20 protein-coding genes are annotated in these 23,410 nt (G+C 36.5%); 15 read left to right on the top strand and 5 right to left on the bottom strand.

What is annotated here, in order from left to right; translation table 11 throughout:
- Positions 1-329 precede the first annotated feature (329 nt).
- The 5 genes from ACTNEP_RS02100 (at position 330) to ACTNEP_RS02080 (ending at position 6,202) form a co-directional block, all read left to right on the top strand.
- Positions 330-1,370: a LacI family DNA-binding transcriptional regulator gene (locus ACTNEP_RS02100; protein WP_441159893.1), complete on the top strand. Its 1,041-nt coding sequence runs from the start codon at positions 330-332 to the stop codon at positions 1,368-1,370.
- Between the two features lie 547 nt (positions 1,371-1,917).
- The gene (locus ACTNEP_RS02095) at positions 1,918-3,351 is read left to right on the top strand and encodes an ABC transporter substrate-binding protein (RefSeq protein ID WP_441159892.1); all 1,434 of its coding nucleotides are present in this window, start codon (positions 1,918-1,920) and stop codon (positions 3,349-3,351) included.
- A gap of 341 nt (positions 3,352-3,692) precedes the next feature.
- On the top strand, positions 3,693-4,676 hold the full coding sequence (locus ACTNEP_RS02090) for a carbohydrate ABC transporter permease (protein ID WP_441159891.1): 984 nt from the start codon (positions 3,693-3,695) through the stop codon (positions 4,674-4,676).
- Positions 4,673-5,503 carry a carbohydrate ABC transporter permease gene (locus ACTNEP_RS02085; RefSeq protein ID WP_441159890.1) on the top strand — a complete coding sequence of 277 codons (831 nt, stop codon included), beginning with the start codon at positions 4,673-4,675 and terminating at the stop codon, positions 5,501-5,503. Before ACTNEP_RS02090 ends, ACTNEP_RS02085 begins: the two co-directional genes overlap by 4 nt.
- Before the next feature lie 66 nt (positions 5,504-5,569).
- Positions 5,570-6,202, top strand: coding sequence for a YesL family protein (locus ACTNEP_RS02080; protein WP_441159889.1), 633 nt, complete (start codon positions 5,570-5,572; stop codon positions 6,200-6,202).
- Between the two features lie 246 nt (positions 6,203-6,448).
- On the opposite strand, the gene ACTNEP_RS02075 is transcribed toward ACTNEP_RS02080, so the two are convergent.
- Complete coding sequence (locus ACTNEP_RS02075; RefSeq protein WP_441159888.1) at positions 6,449-8,830, bottom strand: glycoside hydrolase family 2 TIM barrel-domain containing protein; 2,382 nt, start codon at positions 8,828-8,830, stop codon at positions 6,449-6,451.
- 247 nt (positions 8,831-9,077) lie between these two features.
- Here ACTNEP_RS02075 and ACTNEP_RS02070 point away from each other — a divergent pair, with 247 nt between their 5' ends.
- The 4 genes from ACTNEP_RS02070 to ACTNEP_RS02055 all read left to right on the top strand — a co-directional run bounded on the left by ACTNEP_RS02070 (position 9,078) and on the right by ACTNEP_RS02055 (position 14,706).
- Positions 9,078-10,406 (top strand): S8 family peptidase, encoded by a 1,329-nt coding sequence (locus tag ACTNEP_RS02070; protein WP_441159887.1) that lies wholly within the window; start codon positions 9,078-9,080, stop codon positions 10,404-10,406.
- 682 nt (positions 10,407-11,088) lie between these two features.
- Complete coding sequence (locus tag ACTNEP_RS02065) at positions 11,089-11,526, top strand: GNAT family N-acetyltransferase (protein ID WP_441159886.1); 438 nt, start codon at positions 11,089-11,091, stop codon at positions 11,524-11,526.
- 147 nt (positions 11,527-11,673) lie between these two features.
- Positions 11,674-12,681, top strand: coding sequence for a LacI family DNA-binding transcriptional regulator (locus ACTNEP_RS02060; protein WP_441159885.1), 1,008 nt, complete (start codon positions 11,674-11,676; stop codon positions 12,679-12,681).
- Positions 12,682-12,984: 303 nt separating this feature from the next.
- Positions 12,985-14,706, top strand: a complete 1,722-nt coding sequence (locus tag ACTNEP_RS02055) for a hypothetical protein (protein ID WP_441159884.1) — start codon at positions 12,985-12,987, stop codon at positions 14,704-14,706.
- 174 nt (positions 14,707-14,880) lie between these two features.
- Here ACTNEP_RS02055 and clpP read toward each other — a convergent pair whose 3' ends face one another.
- Together clpP and ACTNEP_RS02045 are read right to left on the bottom strand one after the other, a co-directional pair.
- On the bottom strand, positions 14,881-15,471 hold the full coding sequence (gene clpP, locus ACTNEP_RS02050) for an ATP-dependent Clp endopeptidase proteolytic subunit ClpP (protein ID WP_441159883.1): 591 nt from the start codon (positions 15,469-15,471) through the stop codon (positions 14,881-14,883).
- Positions 15,472-15,487: 16 nt separating this feature from the next.
- On the bottom strand, positions 15,488-16,138 hold the full coding sequence (locus ACTNEP_RS02045) for a sigma-70 family RNA polymerase sigma factor (protein ID WP_441159882.1): 651 nt from the start codon (positions 16,136-16,138) through the stop codon (positions 15,488-15,490).
- 305 nt (positions 16,139-16,443) lie between these two features.
- Here ACTNEP_RS02045 and ACTNEP_RS02040 point away from each other — a divergent pair, with 305 nt between their 5' ends.
- The 4 genes from ACTNEP_RS02040 (at position 16,444) to ACTNEP_RS02025 (ending at position 19,009) form a co-directional block, all read left to right on the top strand.
- Positions 16,444-16,971, top strand: a complete 528-nt coding sequence (locus ACTNEP_RS02040; protein WP_441159881.1) for a YusW family protein — start codon at positions 16,444-16,446, stop codon at positions 16,969-16,971.
- A 189-nt stretch (positions 16,972-17,160) separates the two neighbouring features.
- On the top strand, positions 17,161-17,394 hold the full coding sequence (locus tag ACTNEP_RS02035) for a TM2 domain-containing protein (protein ID WP_441159880.1): 234 nt from the start codon (positions 17,161-17,163) through the stop codon (positions 17,392-17,394).
- Positions 17,395-17,709: 315 nt separating this feature from the next.
- A complete protein-coding gene (locus tag ACTNEP_RS02030; RefSeq protein ID WP_441159878.1) occupies positions 17,710-18,057 on the top strand; it encodes a PadR family transcriptional regulator in 348 nt (115 codons plus the stop codon).
- Positions 18,041-19,009 (top strand): permease prefix domain 1-containing protein, encoded by a 969-nt coding sequence (locus ACTNEP_RS02025; protein ID WP_441159877.1) that lies wholly within the window; start codon positions 18,041-18,043, stop codon positions 19,007-19,009. Before ACTNEP_RS02030 ends, ACTNEP_RS02025 begins: the two co-directional genes overlap by 17 nt.
- Before the next feature lie 51 nt (positions 19,010-19,060).
- Here ACTNEP_RS02025 and ACTNEP_RS02020 read toward each other — a convergent pair whose 3' ends face one another.
- Together ACTNEP_RS02020 and ACTNEP_RS02015 are read right to left on the bottom strand one after the other, a co-directional pair.
- Positions 19,061-19,804, bottom strand: coding sequence for an amidohydrolase family protein (locus ACTNEP_RS02020; RefSeq protein WP_441159876.1), 744 nt, complete (start codon positions 19,802-19,804; stop codon positions 19,061-19,063).
- A gap of 233 nt (positions 19,805-20,037) precedes the next feature.
- Entirely contained in the window at positions 20,038-21,306 is a 1,269-nt protein-coding gene (locus ACTNEP_RS02015; RefSeq protein ID WP_441159875.1) for a LysM peptidoglycan-binding domain-containing protein, read from the bottom strand.
- 337 nt (positions 21,307-21,643) lie between these two features.
- Here ACTNEP_RS02015 and ACTNEP_RS02010 point away from each other — a divergent pair, with 337 nt between their 5' ends.
- Together ACTNEP_RS02010 and ACTNEP_RS02005 are read left to right on the top strand one after the other, a co-directional pair.
- Positions 21,644-22,774 carry a sensor histidine kinase gene (locus ACTNEP_RS02010; RefSeq protein WP_441159874.1) on the top strand — a complete coding sequence of 377 codons (1,131 nt, stop codon included), beginning with the start codon at positions 21,644-21,646 and terminating at the stop codon, positions 22,772-22,774.
- Positions 22,775-22,777: 3 nt separating this feature from the next.
- Positions 22,778-23,410, top strand: a complete 633-nt coding sequence (locus ACTNEP_RS02005; protein ID WP_441159873.1) for a response regulator transcription factor — start codon at positions 22,778-22,780, stop codon at positions 23,408-23,410.

Below are 23,410 nucleotides of genomic sequence, written 5' to 3'. Positions count from 1 at the left end.
GAATAAGTATCTTCAAAAACTTTCCGTAGAATGCCAGATACACTTACTTGTTACTTCGTTTTCTTGTTAACTTAGCTATTCTCTCATAAATCAAGACATATGTCAAGTAAAAGACGTATCATATTATTCATTTGTTATTCCCTAAATTCTCGTGGAGCAAGCATACAGAATATCACGTTGGATTGCTTCTAGCGGAAGTAAACATAATTTGGTAGAATGCCTCAGGTTAACATGAGTATTTTGTTAATCGAATCAACTATTGATGCATTTTTGGTTGTTTGATTCATATAATTTTTATAGAATACTTAAACAAAGAAAGAGTAGATAATATGAAACAAAAATCAATTACGATATACGATATAGCAAAAGAAGCAGGAGTTTCTTCGGCTACTGTCTCCAGAGTGATAGCTGGTAATTATCCAGTGAGTGCCAAGACTAGAAAAAAAGTGCTTGATCTCGTGAAGAAGTATGATTATCTGCCTAATGCTGTAGCGAGAAGCTTAACAAAGAAGGAAACAAAAATGATTGGATTCGTTTTGCCAGATATAACGAATCCTTTTTTTTCTCAAGTATTTATTGAAGCGGAAAAGTATGCACTAACTAAAGGATATACGTTGATGTTATGTAATTCGATGAATAGCAGTGAGATGGAGTCAAAATATCTGCGAATCCTGTCGGAACGGCAAGTAGAAGGTATCCTCCTAATGGGTGGAACAATTAACAAACAAAATCCAAATTCAGTTGAAGTACAGGAAATAGTACATGTCTTAGATAAATTACCGGTTATCATGATTAATGGAAGAGTTGAAGGAATTCATTGTCATAGTGTTCGTACGAATGAAGCAAAAGGAATGGAATTAATTATCGATCACTTAATAAGTCTAGGTCATAAGAAAATTGGTCTTATCGGTGGTATGGAAGGCATTACAACGACAGATGTTAAGGTGAATACTTATCGAAAACTATTATCGAAGTACAACCTGCCATTTAAGGAAAGCTGGCAAGTGTACAGCGGTTTTGATGTTCAAAGAGGAGAAGAAGCAATTGATAAATTACTAACATTCAATAAAACGGAGTTGCCAACAGCGATCATCGGAATCAATGATTTAATTATTATCGGGGCTCTAAAGGCATGCAGACGTAAAAAATTGAAGCATTTCGCTTTTGTCGGCTTTGATAGTACGGATCTAGCAAAAAACTCAAGTCCTGAAATAACATCTGTCAGTCATCCCTATCGTGAATTAGGAAAGAAAGCAATCGATCTACTCATAAACGCTGGTAATGAAAGTGGAGAAAATAAAGATTTACTGCTTGATCCTTATTTAGAAGTGAGAGAATCCTGTAGTAGCACTAATAGTGAACCTTCTTAAAGAATAAAGAGACTGGGCAAAATAAAATAGGGAGAATGAGGATTTGTAAAAGGAGAATCACCGTAGACACAATACGAAGACTCCTGAAGGGTTAGTAAGGGTGAAAACAATTTATCAGCGGTACTAAAGGGTACATCCTTTCATTTCCTGAAGACGGGCAAAACTTATAAGTAACCGGTTACTATTTTATAGCATTTTATTTCATTTTCTTAATAAGATATAGTAACCGGTTACTTTAAAAAGGGGAGAATAAAGCAAAATTAATAGGTTGGCCAAGCAGTAACAAGATTCTAGTCAAATTAAGGTGTTTCTTTTATGGTACCTGCCGTAACAATTTCGATTGCATCTCCGATCATCTTTCCTTTCTCTATGAATAAGTAGGTAAACACATGCGAATCACAGTGCAGCGGTACACTTCTTTCATTTCTGTTATTGATCAGCTTAGTAAACGTTACCATTAATTGATGAGCTGTAATGGGAGGTGAATTCTATCAATTAGTGTTGGTCAGTTTCATCCAATTATCACTTAATATAAGGGGGAGCTTCCATGATAAAAATAAGTAAGTTAGTTTTTAGCTTGATGACGGTTTTATTGTTGTTTACTGCCTGTAACGGCGAAGAAGAGGATGCAGATAATAATACGGAGGATACAGATGGTGTTACACTCACGTTTTGGAATCGATATCCAGAGCTTAGAAGTGGATTTGATCATTTAATTGAACAATTTGAAGCGGAGCATCCAGGAATAAAAATTGAAAAACAAGAAGTGCCTGAACCAGAAACACAATTACGTACTGCGTTATCGGAAGGGAACTTACCAGATATGTGGACGAATATGGTAGAATTGGCAGAATTAATTGAAGTGGACGCAGTAAAAAACCTTGATGAAATATTTACAGAGGAAGTAAAAAATCAATTCCAGGAAGGTACCTGGTATGAGAACGGAACAACAGCAGACGGTTCTGTTTATGGATTCCCTTTGGCTTCAGCAAGAAGTAAAGCAATGATTATGTATTATAACAAGGATGTTTTTGACATGTTAGGTTTAACAGAAGACGATATTCCTGCTTCATGGGATGAATTTAAAGAGCTTGGTCAACGAATTATTGATGAATCTGGTGGTGCTGTTTATCCAATCGTATGGAATAATCCGGGTTGGGCAAATGAGCAGCTAGTTTCTATGATGGGAACAGCCATAACGCCAGAGGTTCCGTGGCAGGAAAATTATAAAGAAGGTGTTCCGCAAGTATTGACAGAAGGTAAGGTGGAAAGTACTCAATTTATAAAAGAACTGTTAGATGAAGGACTCATGGCACCCCAAAGTGTTGAAATTGGTTTAGGAGAAGCGGAAGCTATTTTTTCTGTTGGTCAAAGTGCGTTTCTTTGGAGCGGGGATTGGGTAGGAAGGCAGTTAGTTGTCGAGACAGGGTTTGAAAACTGGGGAGTAGCACCACTTCCTACGAAAGATGGCAAACCATATTATTTCCATGCTGGATCAGAGGCAACCAGTATCCGAGTGGATAATGAAACGGAACATTGGGAAGAAGTGAAAACTTTCTTGGAATATGCCATCGAACATCTTCATGAAGTGGTTTATGTAAATACAGGTGCAGGACTTCCGGCTAAAGAAGATGTCGGTGGAGAACCGCCATTTGAACAGTATCAAGATATTCTCGAGTTAGAAAATGAGCTGGCAATACCTGTACCAAAACCAGCAGAATTTAATCCTGAAATTGTTGAATTTAATAAGGCCTATCGCAATAAATTAGAAGTTGGTGGTATTGGTGATGTTGTTGTTGGGTACATCACAGGAAACATTCATGACCTTGAAGCAGAAATAGAAAAGATTGATCAGGAAATGAAAGATGCTTTCTTTGAAACACTGGATGAATTTCCAGAGGTATCTCAAGACGATTATATTTACCCGAATTGGGAGCCTTTTGAACCTTATACAATGGATAAATATGATGAGCTGAGATAAAGTGGGTGGGATTATAATCCCCATTAAAGGGTTAGCGAAATAATATACGTGAGGTTGGGGCAACAGAGTGGTGAAGGAGGAAAGATCCGAACATTAATATCTGTACGCTATCAGCGCTTCGGCAACATACTTTGCTTTCTATGGGTACGACTTCAGCTAAGTGTAAGTTGCGAAGATCTGGACGATCAAGTGTCGGCGTTAGCCACAGGAAGGGATCGTAGTTAGCCACCAAGAGGAGTCCTCGTATTTATTCAGACCGTTCGGATCCTGATACTCCCTATTTCGTTTTGTCCCAACCTCATCCTTTATTCAAAAAAATGGTTAGAAGGGGTGAAAGTGTTTTGTCTAATATAACTGAGAAGTCAGAGCAAAATACAAAACTGAAAACCTTAAAGAGAAAAAAGACTCTTTGGGCATATATTTTTCTTGCTCCACAAATCATCGTGTTTTTTATTTTCTCTGCTTATCCGATCGTGATGAGTTATGTGTATTCCTTTTACGAGTGGACAGGGATTGGCCCCTTAAATGATTTTGTTGGTTTGGCAAATTATCAGCAGCTATTAACATCACCAAGGTTTTGGAATTCTGCTATCGTGTCGATCTATTATATTTTAGGTACAACGATATTAGGGGTTGGTGGCGCATTAATTTTAGCGATTATATTAAATGATCAAAAGTTAAATGGAAAAGGCTTTTATCGGGTAATTTATTTTCTTCCAGTTGTAACGACCACGGCTATTGTCGGGATTATTATGGGAAATATCTTCGGAATTAATGGTTTTGTTAATCAACTGCTTTTAAATGTTAATTTGATTGATAAGCCGATCCCGTGGTTAACAGACCCTATGTTAGCGGTTATTCTCCTGATTGTCATTGGTTCATGGAAGGGTCTTGGAATTAATATGGTATATTGGCTGGCAGGACTGCAATCTATTCCAAATGAATTATATGAATCTGCACAACTTGATGGGGCTGGGTTCTGGTCGATCTTAAGGCACGTCACACTACCATTATTAAAACCGATCGCCGCCGTTATTATTCTATTGTCTTTAGTGAGCGGTATTAATGCATTTGATTTAGTTAAAACTCTGACAAATGGTGGCCCTAACTTTGCGACAGAAACTATGGATCTATTTATCTACAATTTTGCTTTTTCGAGCCAACTTGGAGGTGGTCAAGTACGAATGGGGTATGCTTCAGCGGCAGGTGTTTTATTAGGCTTATTTACGTTTGTTATTAGTATGATATTTGGTGCTGCTTCATTTGGGAAACAGATCGTAAAACTTAAAGGAAGTAAAAGAAGAAAAGGTGGTGTGAATCTATGATTTCAACTAAATCGGCACGCCTTGTGATACATGTGTTATTAATCCTTTTCGGGATCATTTGGATATATCCCTTTGTATGGATGGTGTTTTCTTCACTTAAAACAAATCAGGAGTTCCTAACAAGCGGTACGGCGCTTCTCCCTGAAGAATTTCAATGGCAAAATTACACAGATGCCTGGTATACAGCAAACTTCTCAGGTTATTTCCTCAACACCGTCATTTTTACCGTATCTACTGTTGTCATTGTCATTTTACTTTCCTCCTTAACAGGTTATGCATTAGGACGGATTGACTTCCCTGGTAGGAAAATAATTATGATTTGTGTAGTGGCGATTATGTTTATTCCGAAAGGCTACACAATCATCCCGTTATTTAAGCTGGTAAGTAATATGGGACTAGCTGATTCGATTCTCGGGATCATTGTAGCAGAGGCTTCTGGTGCACATGTGTTGTTTATTTTGATGTTTGCTTCATTCTTTGCGAATTTGCCAAAGTCAATTGAAGAAGCAGCAGAAATCGATGGTGCAGGGTTTCTAACAGTGTTCAGTAAAGTCATGTTACCGTTAAGTATGCCAATTGTTGCAACTACTGCGATTATGCAATTTATTTGGACATGGAGTTCTTTCTTGGTACCACTTGTATTAACCATTAATAAGCCTGAATTGCGAACGTTAGCAGTTGGTATGCAGAGCTTTGTGCAGACATATGCGGTCGATTTCTCCGGAATGGCAGCAGGAGCTACGATATCTTTGTTACCGGTTATGATTATTTTCATTATTATGCAGCGATACTTTATTGAAGGAGTAGCAGGTGCTGTTAAGAGTTAGAAGGTGTTCCCATAGATAAGTAACGGTGGAGGTTCTTTCTATGATGAAGGGAAAGGATGATAATCGGTGAGTGGATTTGGATCAATTATTTATAAAATTTCTGAGTGGGTTATGCGCTTTAGTTTATTGAATTTACTTTGGATTACTTTCACTGTTATCGGGTTAGGCTTTGCAGGCTTTTTTCCGGCTACAGTAGCAATGTTTACGATTGCAAGGCGTTGGATCAAAGGAAATAGGGATGAACCGATCATTAAAACATTTTTGCTCCTCTTCAAAAGTCATATGTTAAAAGCCAATATTATTGGGTATATAATCACGATCGGCGGAGTCGTTCTATATGTAGATTATTTATTAGTCAGAAATTTAGATGGTTCATTTCAACTGACAATGATGCTGCTTTTAATACCTGTGTCTTTTTACTATTTAATGGTGACTTTTTTTGTATTTCCTGTATATGTTCATTACGAAATTAGATTAATGGAATGCTTTAAATATGCCTTTATTATTGGAGCTTCTTATCCGTTACGAACGATATATATGGCATTTGCCACTTTTGTTGTCTATTATGTAACAGCTTCATTTCCCGTCCTTTTTATATTTTTCTCGGGCAGTGTATGGTGTTTCCTGATAATGCGCTATACTTATCTCGCTTTTGAAAAGGTGGACACTCAAAATAACAGAATAACCCAACCGGCTTAAGTTTTTACGCATACCCATTGTATAGAGGTATGCTTTTTTTGTCTGAAGTGCTATACGAGTGGGACGTCATTTAGGCTGGAGCTTAATTCTTCACTCTATTCAAGCATTAGTAAAAACAAAGATAAACAACAAATCTAGCAAAAGTATGCTAAGATTTGTTGTTTATTATTAAACCCGCATTGAGCGAAGTCTTGCTTTATAGGATTAAGAAACAGAAAACGTTAAAGTTGTGAGTGATAAATTAAATTATTTTTTAACTGGAATAAACAAGTGTGCTGTATCTAACCCTTCTGATTTTATGTTTATAATAATCATCCCTTCTTCAGTTGATGCACGTACAAAGGCAACGAGTTTCCCATGGTAGGCTTTTCTATAACTAGTGTTATAGGTTTGTGTATCTTGAATGTTACCATTTTCCAGTCCAATAATTTCTCCTGGTCCATCAATGAAAAGGTCTATTTGATTATCTGCATGATAAACAGGGTTGCCATTCTCATCTATAATTTGTATGTCGATATGTGTTATATCCTGACCATCCGCTTTCAATTCTTGATCGTCTACCACAGCATCAAACTTCTTAGGTTTGGAAGCAGTAATAAGTTGATGGATATGTTCCTTGTTGTCATGATCTTTGGCGATTACTTTTAATATCCCTTCTTGAAAGGGTACTTGCCATTGAAGATAACTATCAGTCTCCTTCATTTTTTTTGATCCTATGGATGTATCATTCAGAAATAACTCCGCTTCTTGACAATTGGTATAACAAAAGACATCTAGTTGTTCTCCATCATGCCAGTTCCAATGAGGATCTCCTTTCCATCTAGGATTACGCTCTGATTCGGGATCGTCTTTTCTCTTTACAGCCAAGAAGGCCATGGGCTCCTTACTCCAAAGGCTCTGTCGATAATAATAGCTTGCTTTTTTATTGCCAGCAAGGTCTAAAAATCCGGCTGGAGCTGCTCTTACCGGCCATCCTTTTGCTTCTCCTAAATAATCAATGCCCGTCCAGATAAATTGAGCACAAATAGCATCATTGTCCCTAACTTTTAACCAATCCTCTAAACGGGGACTGTTTTCACTCCCATAAATGACATGATCTGGATAATTTTTAAGATCCTCTTGATAAAGCTGCTCTTTGTAATTGTAACCGACAACATCTAGTGCATCAGCATAACCAGTTAGATTTGATAGCTCTGGGAAAGCTAGCGCAGCTGTAACAGGTCGTGTAGGGTCACACTCTTTTACATATTTAACAAGCTGTTTGGCGATCGTTGTCAGTCTTTCTGCGTTTGGCTTATTAGGATCATAGAGTCTCTCAGTAGTTGGTTTATTGGCATCGTTATTGCCTGTCATTCTTTCAAATGAAGGGTGGCAATAAGGATCATTCGGATAATCTATTTCATTGCCGATACTCCATAAAATAATCGATGGATGATTTCTGTCTCGTAAAACCATTTCCTTCAAATCTGTTTCTCCCCATTGTGGGAAGTCTTCAAAATATCCATAATGTTTAGGAGGATAGACATTATGTCCAATAGACCATTTGTTCTTCACACCTTCCCATTCATCAAATGCTTCATCCATGACTAAAAACCCCATGCTGTCACACAAATCTAGTAAATAAGGTGCTGGCGGATTGTGGCTCATTCTTATCGCATTACATCCCATTTCTTTTAGAGCTTTAAGTCGGCGTATCCATACTTTTGGTGGGACAGCTGCTCCTAAGCTCCCTGCGTCATGGTGTACACAAACACCTTTTATTTTCATATTTTTATTGTTTAGGAAAAAGCCTTTCTTCGGGTCAAATGAAATGGAGCGAATCCCTGTTTTAGTTGTTACTTCGTCAATAACCTCGTTATGTTGCATAATTTCGGTTCTGACAGTGTAGAGATAAGGATGATCAGGTGACCATAATTTCGGTTCTTTTACACCTATCGTCTGTACTACAGTTGTGGAGGATTCTCCATTAATATCTTTTGTTTCAGTATAGTAACCGATTTCATTTTTTGCTTGATCAAGTAGAGTATTTTTGATTTGAACTGTTTCACATTTGCTCGTCATATTGTTGATATGAACATTGACTGAAACGATAGCTTCACGATTAGATACTTCGGGACTAGTCACGAATACACCATATTGGTCAATATGAATTGGCTCGGTAATGGTTAAATAGACATCCCGATAAATCCCAGACCCAGTATACCATCTGGAATCAGCGACATCTTGATGATTCGCTTTTACTGATATAACATTCGACTCCCCAGCGGTAACAAAATCTGTGATGTCATATGTGAACGTGCTATATCCATATGGACGTTTGCCAAGGTAATAGCTATTGCACCAGACTTGGGAATGATTATAAATACCCTCGAAGGTAATAAAAATTTTTTTGTTTTTTAATTCAGAAGAAACAGTGAATATCTTTCTATACCATCCGATTCCGCCAGCAACATAACCAGTTCCACTTGAATGCTCTTTTGAAAATGGCTCTTTAATGGACCAATCGTGAGGAATGGTGATATCTTGCCAGTCAGAATCATCAAAGCCCTTATACCATGCTTGTGGCTCCTCACCTCTGTGGAATTTCCAATCTAAATTTAGATTACGAACAATTCGAGATTTATTCATTTTTATCTCCTCTCCAAACTATCTTGCTTTTTACTACTAGTATATAGAGTAAAAACACAAATAATGAATGTAATATTATTGCTGCAGATACTGGAAAATGATTGCTAGCTATGATTTTATCAAGTGCTGATGCTGTAACTGTATCATTGATGTTAGTTCGCCTATTTTCGACATTTTATGGACAATCAAGGATACTAAACCTTTCATTCTCTCATAGGTTGTAAAAAAGTAGAAATGAGGGGATAATTTGTTTGATTATTCGATGATTCAGACAGTACGTCACAATGCGAGTAAATTAGATCGTCCTTTGCGTGATGAGTTGATTTATCTGTATAAGCCTTTTAAATATACACCTTGCTTTTTGCATCGATTTTTTGAAAAAAGGCTAATGCGCAAGAAAAAACTGTCTGTTATCGTTCAATTTCACCCTGAGGCTTATGATTCCGGGTGTCATCAAATAGAACAAATTGCGAAAAAGAATAGAAAAAATAGACTATATCATTATTACTCTAGAATTTCGTGTTGTTCAGTAGATATGACACCTGAAAGTTTAGAAGAAGTACTAACCAATTGTAAGCACATCAAGAAGGTTTATAAGAATAAAGAGGTTCAAGCTTTATTAGATGTTGCGGTTGAATCATCTAACGCGAAACAAGTGGTTCGAAATAATACAACCTTAACAGGACGAGATACCAAAATCGCTATTATAGACACAGGTATATATCCTCATCAGGATTTATCTGAAAGAATCACTGACTTTGTCGATTTTATTAATAATCGGTCTCAACCTTATGATGATAATGGTCATGGAACGCATTGTGCCGGAGATGCAGCCGGAAATGGCTCCGCTTCTTCTGGAAAGTATAGGGGACCTGCTCCAGAAGCTAACGTTGTAGGAGTAAAAGTCTTAAATAAGATGGGTTCCGGAACGTTAGATACAATCATACAAGGCGTAGAATGGTGTATCCAATATAATGAAAATAATGTGACTAGTCCAATTGATATTATGAGTATGTCATTGGGGACCGCGCCACAGGACTATGGAGAAGAAGATCGAGATCCGTTAGTTCAAATTGTGGAGGAAGCCTGGAGGAGTGGGATTACCGTATGTGTTGCAGCAGGTAATAGTGGGCCCGATCCACAGACCATTGCAAGTCCGGGTCTTAGTGATCAAGTTATTACAGTTGGTGCACTAGATGATCGGGACACTGCTGATACTCGTAGTGATGATGACGTGGCAAGCTTTTCTAGTAGAGGACCGACGATCTATGGTGAAGTAAAGCCTGATATCCTTGCACCTGGTGTGAATATTATATCCTTACGTTCACCTAATTCTTATACTGATCGACTACAAAAAAGTAATCGTGTTGAAGGGGATTACTTTATCATGTCAGGTACATCGATGGCGACACCAATTTGTGCGGGAATAGTTAGTTTAATGAAAGAGCAAAACCCCGACTTAACCCCCGATGAGATAAAGGAATTGTTGAAGGAAGGAACTGATTTATGGAAGGATCTTGATAATAATATTTATGGTGCTGGTTATATAAACGCTGAAAACTCCATACCTCAATAGAATAAAATATTGGCAATCACGCACCTGAAGAACAAATAAGTGATAGTCCTTTTTAAGTGTAATATCGCATAGCCCGTCATGTTTAATTGGCTACAAATGGAGATATGCTTCATTATATCTCTTAGTTTGTAGCCTTTCATTGTTTTACTATGGATATCCTTAAGGAAATCGGAACCTGGAACGGTCAAACAATATACTTCTGACTTCAAGTAATTTACTCTGTTTTCATCCCTCAGATGATCTTTTCATATAAGAGCACATATAACTTGCTATACAAGTCGTCTAAAGGAACAGAAACTTCGTGACCATTAAACGTCCCATGTCTGCCATTAATCAATTCCTAGCGTTTCATCACATCCAAGTTTCCGTATCATCGGAACATCTGAACAGCCCAATCTATCCATCAAGCGCACATAGAACCATATGTACGTTATCACCATCCGATACATATTATGCTTTATTAAGAAGAGGACTAAAAGTAAAAAACGGAAGGATCATCGCTATCCATTTCGCTTACTGTTAGTGAGGAGGCGATCTTTTATTACGGTACTAAACGCGTCTGTAAGCTCCCCTCTTCAAGCTTCAAGTAACATAAGGAAAGTTTAGCTAATGATCAGTGGGTATCAAAACCCCTGCTGATCATCGTCTCATATTATTACTATATTATGTAAGGAGCATAACGATGATTAGAAAAGCAACTAATAAAGATGTGCAGTTTATTTTGTCAAAGGCGAAAGACGTAGCAAATGAAGGGATGTTCTCAAAAGATGCTATCAGTCAGGAAAAAGCTGTACAACTAGCCATGTTTAACCTTGAACAGGCAGGATATTATTTAGTATATGAAAATCCCAATCAGGAAATTGTCGGCTGGATTCTTCTTGGCGAAAATATTGACTTTATCACTAATTTGCATCATGCATTTATCTTTGAAGTATATGTCTTACCTCCATACCGAAATTTAGGCATTGCCAAGCAATTATTACAAGCTGCGATGTTAGAAAGTAAACTGCGCGGTTTTAATGAAATACGTCTTAATGTATATGCCAATAACTTTGCAAAAGATATCTATCATCGTATGGGCTTTAAGGATTTGCAAACAATCATGTTTAAAAAGTTGTAGTTTTAAATGATGATCAACCTAGCAAAAAATTATCAATGTAGATATCGAGGACATCATTATAATTAGTAAAAAAGTCTTGAGTTTTTAGTATTATTTAATTATTATATAATTGTATCCATTTAGATTTATCTACGAGAAGGGATCTGAATGATTGTGAAAAAAACGATCAAAGATGTTGCAAGAAAGGCGAATGTGTCAATTGCTACTGTTTCTAGAGTTATTAATGGTCAGGATAAAGTAAAATCATCAACTAGGGATAAAGTACTACGAGTAATTGAGGAATTAAATTTTAAGCCAAATTATAACGCTAGATCAATGAAACAAAAGAAGACAAAAATGATAGGGTTTATTCTTCCAGATTTAGCAAGCTACTGGCCAGAATTAGCTGAAGTTATTCAAAATGCTTTATGGAATAAAGGTTATGCTCTATTGCTTGCATCTCATAATAAAGAAAAACAAAAATTAATATCTGTATTGGAACTATTTGAAGAAAGAAATGTAGATGGTATTATTTTCGGACCGTTGATAGATGGAGTAGATGAAACAGTAAAAGGAATGCTTTCTTATTTTCGTGAAAATGATAAATCGATGGTAGGACTACAATGTCAAAACTTAGCAAACATTATTTCTGTAGACGTTGACCATTTGGGTGGAGCGATCGATGCGGTAGAATATTTAATATCTAAAGGACACAAGCGTATAGCATTTCTTGGAACGGATCGAGTCTCTAAATCAAGAGAGCTTGGTTATCGAAATTGCTTGATGACGAACAATCTTCCGATACAAGAGGATATTATTTATACAGCACGTAAGGAGTCTAATTTTATAGAATTTGGGTATCATGCAGTGATAGAATTACTTAATAATAAGCAAAAATTCACAGCAATGTTTTGCGCAAATGATCTAATTGCATATGGCGCATTAAAGGGCTTGAAGGAGAAAAATGTATCTGTACCTCATGATATTTCTATTGTAGGCTTTGATGATATGAGCACTTCTAGTATTATTTCCCCAGCTTTGACAACAATTAATCAACCCATTCATGAAATGGGGCATACAGTCGTTAATGTATTAATAGAACAAATGGAAAATAGTAATAAAATTGCTCCAAGGCAAATAATACTTCCTACACAGTTAATGAGAAGAGAAACCTAAATGAAAATATAAAAATACAATTATTTTATTGAAAAAAGTAAGATAGTATGCTAATATTTACCTAATAAGAAAGCGCTTACCAAAAATGTAAACGTTTATATAAATAGCGGGTATTCTTACAATGTTATTCGTCGTCCCCTACTTTCTATAGCAATCAGAAATCGCTTACAGTAAAATAGTATAAAAACAAAATACTGACGAAACATGAAAATCCCCGTTGGTATTGATAGAAGGGATAATCAAACCTGCTAAACAGCTGGTTTGAAAGGTTAGGTATAAATCTAAAATCGGGGGATTTAATGTATGAATACTTATAGGAAATTGATCAAACTAAATGATTTTAAAACAGCATCATTTTTTGAAAGGCAGATCTTAGAATCTAAAAGTCGTTATTTTGGTGGAATAATAGACAGCCACACAGGTATTCCTAGCCCTACTCATGTTGGAACAGGTAGTGTGATAGCTAGTTGGGTATCCTCCTATGTGAATCCGAAATCTAGTTACTACCATGACAAGCAGTTAAAAACTAGAATAAATCATGCGGTAGAATACATGTTAACCAAACAGCATGATGATGGAACGATATCACCTGGCTATACAAATTATCATTCACCGCCTGATACTGGATTTGTTGTGATTGGGTTCTCGCAAATCTATCATTTACTTGAGGAAGATGGATCGAAAATGTTATCCTCCAAAGTATATTTATTCTTAAAGAGATCTATGCCAGCAATGCTTACAGGAGGGTGTCATACTCCAAATCATCGGTGGGTATTAACTTCTGCTCTGGCAAACCTTTACACTATATTTAACGATAATAGATTGGTGAGAAGAGCAGAAGAATGGTTAAAGGAAGGACTAGATATAACGGATGACGGAGAATGGACTGAAAGAAGTAATGGTATATACAACTCTGTTAGTGATATTTGCCTTTACCATACCGCTACGTTATTAAATAAACCGGAGTTACTAGATCATGTACGCAATAACTTAACCATGATGGTCTATTTAGTACATCCAAATGGAGAGGTAGTAACAGATTATTCTGGCAGGCAGGATCTAGGTGATCGGTATGATTTGTCACCCTACCATTTGATTTATCGATTGATGGCCCATTATGATCATAATCCTACATTTCAAGCAATGGCAGACTTAGCAATGGAACATGTTTCTGATATGGGATCTGTTAACAATCATATTATGTTAGGTTATCTATTGTTTCCATTTATCCAGCGTGAGGATATCGAAAAAGCACCACTTCCAAAGGTTTATGAAAAAGTAATAAACCGTGATTATCCGCTAAAAGAAAATTTGAAGGCAATCGAAAGTGTTGGTCATGAAAATCGGATTAAACATAGTAGCGCGCATACTTCCTTCGGCGCACCGTTTTTGAGATATCGTAAAGGAGATACTAGCGCAACCATTATGACGAAAAATCCTTCTTTTTTTTCCTTGCGTAGTGGAAAAGCAGAAATACTAGGTATTAAAGTGTATACTAGTTTTTCACCTGGAATAGTAGAATTTGATAGCCTTGAGCAATTAGATAACGGATATCGGCTTACAAAAGTGTTAGAGAAAGGATATGTTGGCCCCATTCCTGAGGAATACCTCCCTAAAGATAATAAGAAGAAAGGTATCTGGTATTTACTGCCCCATCAATATCGGAATGTAACACACAACCAATCCTTTCAAGTTACGATTGATATTGTTCGGAAAGACAATGATTGGACCATTCATATCGAAACGGATGATAGAGCGGACGTATTAGTACAAGTAGTTTTTATTTTTAGGCGAGATGCTCATTTAGAAGGAACGAGTTTAAAAAGAATAAATGATCACTCCTATTTTTGGATACAACGTGATGTGCGATTATCTTCAGGTTCAGACAGCCTTATCATGCAATCGGGAGAGCATCAGCACTGGCAAGAAAGTATAGGAAGTAAGGAGCTCGATAATGTTAAACAAATAAAGGTTAATATGATTTCTCCAATTAATAAAAGTTTTAGGTTGTTTACTAATGGGTAAGCTACTAATTTCCTATTAGAAGAATAGTGTAAATATGATTAGCTAGATCCTATATACCAAAAAATGAATGAATACAGTGTTTAGCTGTTAGGTTTATGCGGAATTAGTAACGACTTTAGAAGAAGAATTGATTGGTAGAAGAACACTCAAATGACATGCTCTCCTACCACTTGCTTATTTTTGATCATTTTTTTCAATAATTTGATCAATAATTCCATATACCATTGCTTCCTGTGCGCTTAAGAAGTAATCACGCTCAGTATCTTTAGCTACTTTTTCAACGGATTGACCTGTACGATCGGAAATTATTTGGTTAATATGACTTTTGAGTTTTAAAATTCGTCGAGCTGTAATTTCAATCTCTGTTGCTTGCCCTTTAGTTCCTCCTATAGGTTGGTGAAGCATTATTTCGCTGTTGGGAAGCGCATACCTTTTTCCTTTGGTTCCGGCAAGAAGTAATAAGGCTCCAAAAGATGCGGCCATGCCGGTACAAATTGTTCTAACATCTGGTTTGATAAGCTCCATTGTATCAAATATGGCAAATCCTGCTGAGGTAGATCCGCCTGGACTGTTAATATAAATGGAAATATCTTTTTCTGGGTTATCGGCTTCTAAAAATAATAATTGGGCTGTCACAATATTCGCAACTTGATCATTAATTTCATCGCCAATGAGAACAATTCGATCCTTTAGCAAACGGGAGTATATATCATATGAACGTTCCCCGTAACTAGACTGTTCAATTACATATGGAATGGTAGTCATTATATTTCCTCCTTAACTATGCTGCCATAGAGTAAAAATGGAGAGGTGAACCTGCATATTTTCGTTTCGCCAATTTAGGAGTTTCTGTGAATGAATGTAATATGGAAATAGCATCAATTAATATAACCGGGTCATCTGCCTGAAGGGATTGGTACAGCAGGTCATATAATACTTCTCTTTCTTCTTCCTGCCAAAAGAAATCAATGGATGGCAGAGAAGAAGAGGTGTTTTTTAATCTTTTTTTCGCTCTGTGGAAGGAAGATTTAACCGCCTCTTCTGTCATATTAAGTAAATCAGCTATTTCATTTGCTTGATAACAGAATGCTTCTTTCAGCATGAAAATAACTGCTTGTTTTGGAGTTAGATTATTTACTAATAACTTTACCATATCAATCAATCTGTCAGCCTTAGTTGTATTACTCTCTCTTGATTCATCCTCCAATATCTGGACAACCTCATGCTTCCTTTTTTTAATGGTATCTAGCCATTGATGGTAAGCAATCTTATTCAAGAGTGTGGAGCTAACTTCAGAAGAATGATAATGTTGAATAGCTTTTAGGACGGTTTCCTGTATGAGATCCTCTGCATCCCATTTATTTTTAGTAAGAAAATACGAATATTTCTTTAGCCCCGGATATAGTTGGTTTAACTGTTTTTGTGTTTTCACATGGTAACCTCCCTCATTGACGGATACGCTTCGATTGGCGTTTAATTTATTCAAGCTTTTGGAACCTCTCTACTTTTATAACGATCGTAAAGCATAGAAAGATACGGGCATAAAAAATTTTTTCCTATCTTCTATTTCATTATCACTAATTATCTTTCTATGCTCAATTCTTTATTGTGTCCCAATTAACCGCAACATTTAATTATCCAAATTTCTTTACTTATAAATAATTTATCAAAATTAATACATTTATGGTTAAAATAACTTTCGGCTGGGAAAGTTAGGGAGGAAAGGAGTTGTGAAAAATGGTGAAAAGAAAATGGTTAATGATTGGGACAAGTTTGTTACTAGCGCTTGTATTGATAGCTTGTAATGCTAATGACAATGAAGAGCAAAATCAACCTGGTGATGCTATAGAGAACACACAGAATGATATGGCTAAAAATGGTGCGAATACAGGAGAAGACACTGGACAAGACATGGAAGATGCTAATACTCCGCCAGATGAAGCAGCTTACTCCTTTAGTGAATTCGAATTAGAGATAGACGATGCAAATGGTAATGAAATAGTGGATGTAGATTATGAAAGTGATGGAAATAATGATTTTGAAGCATCCTATATAGATGTCACCCAAGAATTGAATCTTCGAGGTGGTAGGGCGATGGAAGCTTTAGATAATATTTTTACGTCTTTCACTTTTGACGAAAACACGGCTGATGATGAAGTGCTTGACACAGTTCTTGATGCATTTGGATTTACAGGTAATGAGGAGGTTCAAGTAGAATTAGCCATTACTTTTGATTCCGGCACGGAAAAAGATTATAGACGATAATGTTCTTGTTTAAGTAGCCTGTATCGAACAAATACGATACAGGCTGTTCTGTAGATTTGAAATGATTCATAGCTGAAATCGCCGACTTAAAGTAATCTTTTGGATTAAACCTCTTTATACACTATAATTGGCTCACGTGATAAAATGATAAAGGGTAGCATTTTATCAAAAATGGGAGGATTTATTATTTTGCGAGAAAGAAGCTTAGTTATTGCTTATTTATTATGGTTCTTATTAGGTCAAATCGGTTTGCATCGTTTTTATACAGGTCGTGTTGGCAGTGGTATTTTCCAACTTTTACTTGGAATTGTTGGATGGGGAACTACATGGCTCTTAATTGGCTATATTCCGTTAATATTTTTATGGATATGGTTATTTATAGATATTTTCTTAATTCCAAGTATGTGCCGGAATCCGCGATAAGGAAAGCCCTATTGTATCAGTATATTAATGGATGCAATAGGCTTTTTTTATCATGATGCTAAACGTCTGTAAGACCACACTAATACTTTATAATGATGCACACTGTCCATTAGATGATGGTACATTATAAGAAAAAGTTTTACATGAATAGATGATGAAATAAAAGGGGATGTGAGCTTATAGTTCACATCATTTTTTATTATTAGAAAAAAATGTTAACCTTTTTACTTCATCTGTCGTAGTAATTATGATACAATGAAAATTACTACGACAGGTGAAGTAGTTTGCGTTTTGATGGAAGGGAGAATCAATTTTTTGATAAGTAGTGATGTAATAAGAGGATACAACGATACAATCATTCTTTATTTATTGTTAGAGAAAGAATCATATGGTTATGAAATTTCCAATAGGATCAAAGAGTTATCTGGTGAAAAGTATATCATTAAGGAAACTACGCTTTATTCAGCTTTCAATCGACTATCGAAAAAAGGGTATATAGAAGCTTTTCATAAAGAACAGACCTTCGGAAAAAAACGAACATATTACAAAATTACGGAGGCGGGATTACTTTATTATCAAGAAAAATGCCGTGAGTGGGAGTTAACTAAAGAAGTGATTAATCGATTTATAAAGGAGGATATTTACCGTGGAGACCATCATTAATTACTTGGATAATATGTTTGCTTCATTACCTAAAACGCAGGAAATGAGGCAACTAAGAGATGAGCTTTTAGCAAATATGGAAGATAAGTATCATGAGTTAAAACAGGCTGGTAAAACGGAGAATGAGGCAGTGGGTATTGTGATATCAGAGTTCGGTGACATTGATGAAATTATAGAGGAATTTGAAATTACACTTGAGGGAGATAGTAATGAAAAGCCGTTATTAACCGAATCAGAGGTAGATGAATATCTTCGGATCAACAAAACCACAGGTAAATGGACGGGTATGGGAGCAACTTTGATTATTATAGGAGCAGCAATGTTTGTTCTTATTTTAGGTTTAATGGAAAATTGGTTTACTGGTATCTCTAGGGATACAGGCACATATATTGGATTAACCTTGCTGTTATTATTGGTAGCAACTGCCGTAGGGTTATGTATTTATTCCGGTATGAAATTAGAAAAGTATAAGTCTATTTCAAAAGGTAATTTTGACTTGTCTATTGCAATGAGGAATAAGCTTGAAACAATGAAGGATGCTTTCCAGCCAACGTATACGACAATCATGATTCTTGGCGTTGTTCTTATTATTTTATCCCCAATCGTTCTCTTTACCATGATAGCGTTTAATGATAATACAGCTAATTTTGGTGTGTTTATGATGTTAACGCTTATTTCGCTAGCAGTATATTTATTTATCTATTTTGGCAGTGTGAATACTGCATACGAAAAACTCTTAAAAAGCAAAAAACAGATCAAAAAAGAAAAAGAAGAAGATCGTGTTATTGGTGCGGTAGCATCGATCATTTGGCCATTAGCAGCCATCATCTTCTTAATAAGTGGTTTTGTTTATCATCAGTGGCATATTAATTGGATCGTATTTCCTGTTGCGGGATTGCTATTTGCTATGATCAGTGGCGCTTATGCGATCTGGGTAAGGAGAGATAACTAAATACGCTAACACCTGATGATCAGTGGGATCAAAACACCACTGATCACAGGCTCACTTTACATACCAACTAAGAGCATTTTTATATAAAACCTTTGTAATTTGTTCTTCATCAAGTATATCGTAAAGTAGTTCTATATCCGTAATATCAAATGGTCTCTTTGCACGTGTTGAAGGTAGATCTGTTCCGAACATCAGAGCATCTGGGTTTGTAGCATAGATAGTTTTAATAGCTTCACTTGGATCAAAATCAACTCTACCGAAGCCAGTTGCTTTTACTTTTACTCCTTTATCTACTAAAGATAGAAGTGTAGCAAAGCCTTCTTTGGATAATCCCAGATGATCAATCGAAATGGCGGGAAGTTGTTCAACAGTTGATGCTATCTCTGTTAACGATTTAGAATCAATGTAAAGTTCTGTATGCCAATTGACCAGGTCATAAACTCTTCTCGCGAAGTAATCCAAATAAGATATATCCGCAGAGCCACCTCGATTAACATTAAAACGAATGCCTCTCACACCTGATTTATTCAGTTTAATAATTTCATCATCAGGTGTATGGAAAGGTAATTGAGTTACCCCAACAAAGTTTTCTCCAAGTGTTTGTAATGCATCCATCAAATAGGATTGATCAAATTGCTGAAAGGAGCCCGATACAACAGCCCCTCCGACTACATTTAAAGAATATACACTTTGAAGGTAATCTTGACTAGTAAATGTATCAGGGATAAATCCTTGGTTTTCAACCAAGGGGAATCTTGAATCAATAATATGTAAATGGGAATCAAAAATTTTCATCGTTTTCCCTCCACCCAAACTCGATAAGGAGCCATGAAAAGCTCCTTTAGTATATGCTTCTGTCATTAACTTAGCACGCTTTCCAGTATCAGTTTAACATAATTATCTAATACCTTCGTTGAATATTATTCGACAAACTGGACCGGTTCTGGAATGATAAAACATCTCTGATCGAGTTCGAGTTAACCTTATTACAGTATGAATCGTCCGTCAAATCTCTAATAAGAGAAATCTCACTTTATAACAATCAAATGATTATGCAAGTAAACCCAATTCTGTGGCGCCGGCAGGTTCAATTGCCAATACGTCACACCTAACAATTGATATTGATCGACTAAATTGTATTTATGTTGATAACTCCTAATGTCTTCAAACCAAACAATATGCTCCTCCATTTCCTGCCAATATCGATACCAAGGTGAGACAGCAGCTTGATCAAATGAGATCACTGTTTTAGCAGAGATTGCCTGATTTTGTGCACCGTTAACAGATAGTGCTGTTGTTGAATTGTCCATTATGTTCCAATCATACCCATACAGTGGAAATGCAATTTGTACCTTATGAGAATCTATTAAACTTGTTGCATATTGGACAACCTCATGCATCCACCATAACGGAGCTACCGGATCGGGCGGACCACCTGGATATCCATAATCAATTGTCATCACTGCTACTATATCTGCAATCTGGCCAATTGTTTGATAGTCATAGGCTCCTACGATCCGATTTGTAGGTAGGTCTTCTGTTTTTGCATGTACGTTTACATGAAGAATGCTAGAACCGAGAGCACTTTTTAATTCGTACAAAAATATATTAAAATCTTGCCTTTGCGCAGGAGGGATGAATTCGATATCAAGTGATACACCGCCATATTCTTTTTCATTTACAAACTGTCGTAAACTATCTATTAAATTTCTCCGATAATCTGGATTAGCAAGCACATTCCCTGCTAATTCAGCATCAAAATCCTCAGAGGTAAAGTTGCGAATCATTAAAAGAGGTGTGACTCCCAACCGATTGCTCTCTCGAACGACCTCTGTATCATCTAATAATAAATAGGCATAGCCTTGTTCAGTAAACGAGTAAGAAACAATCGCCACATAGGTAAGCAAATTGGATACATTTCGAAGAATAGGTATGATCGATGGTGGTGAGTAGGGAACAATAAATCCTAGCGTTTCAATTTGAGGTTTGTACGGTGTCGAAATCAGGATCCTTTGGTTGATAGATAAGTGATATGGATCAAGTGTGGGATTAACTTGTAAAATAGCTTCTATTGTCGTATTGAACTGATTAGCCAAACGCCAAAGTGTATCACCTGCTTTGATCATATATGGTCTAATCTGAACAATATTTTGTGTCGGAATGTAAAGTGCTAGACCAGGTATAAGGTCATTTGCAGAGGGTAAGCCATTCACTTCCATGATGGTGGAAATAGAAATTTGATATTGATTAGCAATTTGCCATAAGGATTCTCCACGTTGGACAACATGCACAGTCATTTATTATCACCTCCCTGTTCTTAGTTTATGGTCTTAGATTTAGTAAATAGTACTTAAAATCATTTATGCACGCCATTAAGTTTTTATGGCCGCCTGCGAAAAATCAATTACTATAGCTATGCAGCAAGACTATCAACGTGCTATAGAAATATTTATGAATTAAGAGAAGAAGTGAGTTATCTCCTACATACCCTCATGATCGGAAGGGTTAATCTCGAATAGAGAGCAATTTAATTTGGTAACATGAATAATTCCACTTCTGGATGCGCTGCTTGGTGAATCATAGTATAATGAGGAATAAAAAGGGCAATCGTTACTTTCGAAGGAGTATTTCGATATGTATAAAGATTATTTCATATGGATCGCTATACATTGTCTTGTATGGCCATTAGCATTTTGGGGATCTGGTCTAGATTTATCTTCACAACAGCTGGCGAGCTTCTGTTTATTTTTGCTTATCTTGTTCCTTTTCCCGATTTTTTCAGAAAAACCGAAAATACAAACAATACTATTCAGTATACAGGTACTGACCCCATTGTTTATTTTTTACCCTGCCAACCAGGAAATCAGTCAATATATGTTACTTGTCCAAGTATTAGTGCTAGCAGAAACGGTTTTCCGCTTATCATTATTACAAAGTATGGTCGTGATCCTGGTTCAGTTGGTTGGGGTATTCTGGTTTCTAGTGCAAACAGTTCTCTCGACTGATCAACTAGTTTGGACTGTTCTTTTTTACATATTAACCATTATCGGATTATTATACTTTCATATTATAAAAAGGCGTGAAGTAGAGGTACGCAGTAAAAATGATGCCTTACTGGATGAATATAGAAGGATGAAAAGACAGTTAGTGACAGAGGAAGAAAACGCTAGACAAGATGAACGGATGCTGATAGGGCATGAAATTCATGATTCTGTTGGTCATAAACTAACTGCTTTATTAATGCAGTTTGAGGCATTTCGTCTAACAGCAGCTGAAAATGATAAGGAAAAGGTCGAAAAATTAAAAAAACTTGCAGAACAGAGCCTTGAAGAAACTAGGAGAGCCGTAAAATCTTTTAAACAAAATGAAGTTGGTGGTTTACAAGGTCTTATCCGCTTAATTCGTAAGTTAGAAGTGGAAAGATTTATGAAAATCAATTTTTCCGTGAAGCACGGAGCATTTGCTGCACCTTTAACAGGAGAGCAATCTTTTGCCATTTATCGTGCTGTACAGGAGGCACTAACCAATATTATGAAGCATAGTTCTACAAGAGAGGCTCACATTTCTTTTGAAGCACCAGGTGGAAGTATTTTTCGCTTTGAAGTGATGAACCCTGCCAAAACGAATCCCTTTTTTGAAGAGGGATATGGATTAAAAGCGATGCGAGAACGCTTGGATAAGGTAGGCGGTTCGTTAGAAATACATCATGATGAACGACAATTTGTTGTCAGAGGCATTATTCGATTAACGGAACGGAGAGGATAGTGTATGATAAGGGTTTTGTTAGCAGAAGATCAGGTGATGGTACGCCAAGGATTGAAGGCAATGATTGAAACAGATCGGGAAATTGAAGTAACAGGGGAAGCAGATAACGGCAGACAGGCTGTTGCATTATGTGAGAAACAGATGTTTGATGTGGCCATATTAGATATTCGTATGCCTGAAATGGATGGTATTAAAGCAGCAAAAGTATTAAGATCACGTTTTCCACATTTGAAAATTTTAATGTTAACTACCTTTGATGATAATCAGTATGTGATGGATGCGCTAAAAATGGGAGTTAGCGGTTATATGCTGAAAGACGGGGATACTGAATCACTGATCCGTTCAATCAAGAGTGCTCTAAAAGGAGGGCTTTCCCTACAAGATCAGGTAGCAGCAAAAGTGGTCCCTGAATTACTGAAAAAGGAACAAGAAAAGGCAATTGATCCAACATTAACTCCAAGAGAAAGGGCAATCCTGAAATGTATTGGAGAAGGTCTGAATAATAAAGAGATTGGAGAACGGTTAGGCCTATCTGTCGGTACGGTAAAAAATCAAACCAGTCAAATATTAGACAAACTGGAATTACGAGATCGAACTCAATTAGCGATTTATGCCATTCGTCATCGCTTAGTATAA

The sequence above is a fragment of the Gracilibacillus sp. HCP3S3_G5_2 genome, assembly GCF_052063305.1.
In the GTDB taxonomy this organism is placed as follows: domain Bacteria; phylum Bacillota; class Bacilli; order Bacillales; family Amphibacillaceae; genus Gracilibacillus.
The sequence above is the reverse complement of the archived record's forward strand: the minus strand, read 5'-3'. Positions and strand labels throughout refer to the sequence as shown.

Coding starts and splice junctions, on each gene's coding strand:
- ACTNEP_RS02085 (WP_441159890.1), top strand. CDS start 4,673: ATGATTTCAACTAAATCGGCACGCCTTGTGATACATGTGTTATTAATC.
- ACTNEP_RS02005 (WP_441159873.1), top strand. CDS start 22,778: ATGATAAGGGTTTTGTTAGCAGAAGATCAGGTGATGGTACGCCAAGGA.
- ACTNEP_RS02010 (WP_441159874.1), top strand. CDS start 21,644: ATGTATAAAGATTATTTCATATGGATCGCTATACATTGTCTTGTATGG.
- ACTNEP_RS02075 (WP_441159888.1), bottom strand. CDS start 8,830: ATGAATAAATCTCGAATTGTTCGTAATCTAAATTTAGATTGGAAATTC.
- ACTNEP_RS02040 (WP_441159881.1), top strand. CDS start 16,444: ATGGTGAAAAGAAAATGGTTAATGATTGGGACAAGTTTGTTACTAGCG.
- ACTNEP_RS02100 (WP_441159893.1), top strand. CDS start 330: ATGAAACAAAAATCAATTACGATATACGATATAGCAAAAGAAGCAGGA.
- ACTNEP_RS02055 (WP_441159884.1), top strand. CDS start 12,985: ATGAATACTTATAGGAAATTGATCAAACTAAATGATTTTAAAACAGCA.
- ACTNEP_RS02020 (WP_441159876.1), bottom strand. CDS start 19,804: ATGAAAATTTTTGATTCCCATTTACATATTATTGATTCAAGATTCCCC.
- ACTNEP_RS02060 (WP_441159885.1), top strand. CDS start 11,674: ATGATTGTGAAAAAAACGATCAAAGATGTTGCAAGAAAGGCGAATGTG.
- clpP (WP_441159883.1), bottom strand. CDS start 15,471: ATGACTACCATTCCATATGTAATTGAACAGTCTAGTTACGGGGAACGT.
- ACTNEP_RS02095 (WP_441159892.1), top strand. CDS start 1,918: ATGATAAAAATAAGTAAGTTAGTTTTTAGCTTGATGACGGTTTTATTG.
- ACTNEP_RS02065 (WP_441159886.1), top strand. CDS start 11,089: ATGATTAGAAAAGCAACTAATAAAGATGTGCAGTTTATTTTGTCAAAG.
- ACTNEP_RS02015 (WP_441159875.1), bottom strand. CDS start 21,306: ATGACTGTGCATGTTGTCCAACGTGGAGAATCCTTATGGCAAATTGCT.